The 3,279-nt window shown below is 44.6% G+C and carries 3 protein-coding genes and 1 pseudogene; all 4 read left to right on the top strand.

The features are described from left to right. Positions 1-288: 288 nt before the first annotated feature. Positions 289-756: a VOC family protein gene (locus LRL21_RS44450; RefSeq protein WP_338044791.1), complete on the top strand. Its 468-nt coding sequence runs from the start codon at positions 289-291 to the stop codon at positions 754-756. Between the two features lie 271 nt (positions 757-1,027). Next, positions 1,028-1,699 (top strand): peroxiredoxin-like family protein, encoded by a 672-nt coding sequence (locus LRL21_RS44445; protein WP_240422157.1) that lies wholly within the window; start codon positions 1,028-1,030, stop codon positions 1,697-1,699. Between the two features lie 259 nt (positions 1,700-1,958). Next, positions 1,959-2,822: an RNA polymerase sigma factor SigJ gene (sigJ, locus tag LRL21_RS44440; protein ID WP_240422156.1), complete on the top strand. Its 864-nt coding sequence runs from the start codon at positions 1,959-1,961 to the stop codon at positions 2,820-2,822. A gap of 257 nt (positions 2,823-3,079) precedes the next feature. Then, a pseudogene (locus LRL21_RS44435) lies at positions 3,080-3,279 on the top strand (GNAT family N-acetyltransferase); the annotation flags it as partial.

The following is a 3,279-nucleotide window of genomic DNA, read 5'->3' as shown; positions in this document are numbered from 1 at the left end:
TCGTTTTACACGGTTGCTTGGACTCGATAACCTTCCTGATGAATGGAAGGTTCACATTCAGTGGATACTTTCCAAGCCATTTGGGACATAGGTTGGTTTTCCACTAAATGGTTAATCAACAGGCGTGGTATGAGTGCTCTGTATTAAACTATCGGGAGACGATAGCTCAATCAAGGACATCTGAACAAAACATAGGAATTTGTACATATGTCCGGGTAAAGACCCGTAATTCGACAGGATGGATGCTGTATCTGAAATCCCTTTTTATGTATAATATCACCAAATGGGATGAAGGAGCGAGGCTATGTGATCAGGGGGATATACGAAACTCACTTACAGGGGAGTAACTTGGAACAATCAGTAAGATTTTATGAAAGTTTAGGACTTGTTATTGATTATATAAGCAAGCGAAGAAGAATCGCATTTATCGTATTCAATAAATATTCTGAGCACGAAACTATGCTCGGGCTATGGGAAATTAAAAGTGATGAACAATTAAGTAAAAGACATATTGCATTTAATGTATCACTCGAAGATCTATTAAAGGCTAAAGAATGGTTAGCCGAAAGGGGAATTGAATCAAAGGCAGTTTTTGGTCGAGATGGATCTGAACCAATTGTTCATGCTAGCGATCCTGCTGCTGCTATTTATTTCAATGATCCTGATGGGAATGAACTTGAATTTTATGCAAGAATACCAGGTGAATCGAGAGTTGTTGTGTCCACAGCATTCTTGAGCGAATGGAACAACTCATAAAAGTTTAACGGAAACGATAACGGAAGAAGAACTGCTTCATAAACGATGAAGGAGCTGCGCAGGCTAGCAGCTTCTTTTTACATCATCACAAAATAAAGTATTTGATACAGATGTACTGCTGGGCGTTGAACTAACGGGGAGATTACTCAACAAACTAGTACGAAAGAACGCTTATTATACAGGCGGGCTCATCAAATTTTTTTCATTTCCGATGTCACAAATCAGAACCTTAAATTGTTATATGTGCATAACGGCAAAGGAGTGGTGTGCAATGGCTTTGAAAGAAATATTGGACCAGGCGAAGGAAGGATTTATCGCTAAAGCGCCTGAAGAGCTGCAATCACAAGTTTTTCTCCTCATTAAGGAGCAGCGGGAGAACGGTATAGCTTATGGTTTAGAGGAAGGGAACAAAGCTCCGGATTTTACACTGGCCGGTCCGCTCGGTGAGCAAGTGAACCTATATGACGAGCTAGTGAAAGGACCGGTTGTTCTGACCTTTTACCGCGGCAGCTGGTGTCCATTCTGCAATATCCAGTTGAGGGCATATCAACAAGTGCTACCAGAGGTGGAGAGGCTTGGAGGACAGTTGATTGCTGTTTCTTTACAAAGCCCTGATAATTCGCTGTCACATAAGGAGAAGGAGGGACTGACCTTCCATGTGCTGAGTGATTTGAACGGCCGCGTCGCTGAGAGTTATCGGGTCCTGTATGACTTGCCCGATTACCTGCAGGAAGCCTTCACGAATTTCGGATTGGATCTCACCGCTTTCAACAAAACTGATCGTTGGATTCTGCCACTTACGGCGACGTTTATTGTCGATAAAGAAGGGATAATCCGCCACGCGAACGTTAATCCGGACTTCATGAAACGGATGGAGCCTCAGGAAATCATCGATCAACTGAAGACACTCCAAGGGAGCAATGTACCATCGGAAAATCAATGATTTGAATAACTTGCACCTCTTCTGGCAGCTCGTACTAATCTACCCAGATGGTTTTCGGCCTGAGTCCTGCATTTCTTGGACTGAGGCCGTTTCATTTTGCCTATCTAATGCATAGTCAGTTTAATGAACGATATGTTGATTTTTTTTACGGAAAATAAAGAAGCTGGTATAAGGCTGCATAATTATGCTTCAATAGAAATAGATACAGAGAGACCAGGATGGCAATCTAAAGAATTACTTGGAAAAGGGGGGTAAGCGAATGGAGGAACTGTACGACAAATATAGAACGTTGCTGTTTACGCTGGCCTATCAGCTGACTGGCACTGCGGAGGACGCGGAAGATGCGGTGCAGGATGTATTTGTCAAAGCCTGCGATGTCCATCCCGAACGCTTGGAGGAGCCGAAGGCCTATTTGTGCAAAATGGTAATCAATCACTGCCTCAATCTGCAGAAATCGGCTCGAAAGAAGAGGGAGATTTATATTGGTCCGTGGCTCCCCGAACCCATTCGCACGCCGGAGATGGATACGCTCGAGACGACTATCATCCGCCGTGATTTGCTGTCTTACGCCATGCTTGTTCTGATGGAGCGGCTGACACCGACAGAACGTGCGGTTTTTGTCCTGCGCGAGGCACTGGGCTTCGATTATCCCGATTTGGCTGAACTGCTCGGCAAGCAGGAGGCGAATTGTCGCAAGCTTATGAGCCGGGCAAGAAGCAAGATGGGAGTATCGGAGGAGGAGCTGTCCGCAGCCGAAATGGTCGAATTCAATTGGATTCACCGGTTTCTCACCTGCCTCGAGCAAGGGAATATCGATCAGATTCTGTCCCTTTTGACAGAAGACGTCTTGCTAGTCTCCGACGGAGGCGGAAAAGTAACTGCGTCTGCACGTCCGATACAGACTCGCGAACATGTGGCCCGATTCCTTGCTGCTGCATTCGAGGGAGTAAAGCCTTATCCTCAGGGAAATCCCCACTTCGAGGTTGCTTCTCTGAACGGCGGGATCGGCATAGTAGTCCGTTCGGGGGACGAAATCATGAAAGCTATATCTATACAACTCCGACACGGAAAGCTTGCCAAAATCTACATCGTACGAAACCCGGATAAGCTTACCCGGATCTAAGTAACAGAAGGGGATTTATCCATTAATGTTAAGGCGCTGGTTGGTTAGAAGTGTTCCAATTCTCCTTTAAGCTTGATGAACATTGCGTCATTAAACTATCGGATAACGATAGTGGAATAATTAGGGAGCAGATTACCACGGCAGCTGCTCCCCAGTTTCGTTAAAGTAAAGGGCAGGTTAACGCGGAAAATATATCTTGTGAAAATACGGTCCAAATGTGATAAAATTTGGAAAACTTTGATTGGAGATGTGGTTCAATGGCGTATGACCCGATTCTGTTTTCAATACCTGAGGCGTTTGAAAGTAGACGTTTACTTATTCGTGCTCCAATATTAGATGATGGTATCAAAGTAAATGAAGCGATAAGAGAAAGTATTGATGATTTACTTCCTTGGATGCCCTGGGCAAAAACCATGCCTACACCAGAAGAGTCAGAGGCAAACATACGAAAAGCGAG

Source organism: Paenibacillus periandrae, assembly GCF_022458865.1.
Taxonomy (GTDB): Bacteria; Bacillota; Bacilli; order Paenibacillales; family NBRC-103111; genus Paenibacillus_S; species Paenibacillus_S periandrae.
Note: the sequence above shows the minus strand (reverse complement) of the source record. Positions and strands in the feature narration are given on the sequence as shown.

Excerpts from the sequence above, each read along its gene's own strand:
- sigJ (WP_240422156.1), top strand. The coding sequence starts at position 1,959 with ATGGAGGAACTGTACGACAAATATAGAACGTTGCTGTTTACGCTGGCC.
- LRL21_RS44445 (WP_240422157.1), top strand. The coding sequence starts at position 1,028 with ATGGCTTTGAAAGAAATATTGGACCAGGCGAAGGAAGGATTTATCGCT.
- LRL21_RS44450 (WP_338044791.1), top strand. The coding sequence starts at position 289 with ATGAAGGAGCGAGGCTATGTGATCAGGGGGATATACGAAACTCACTTA.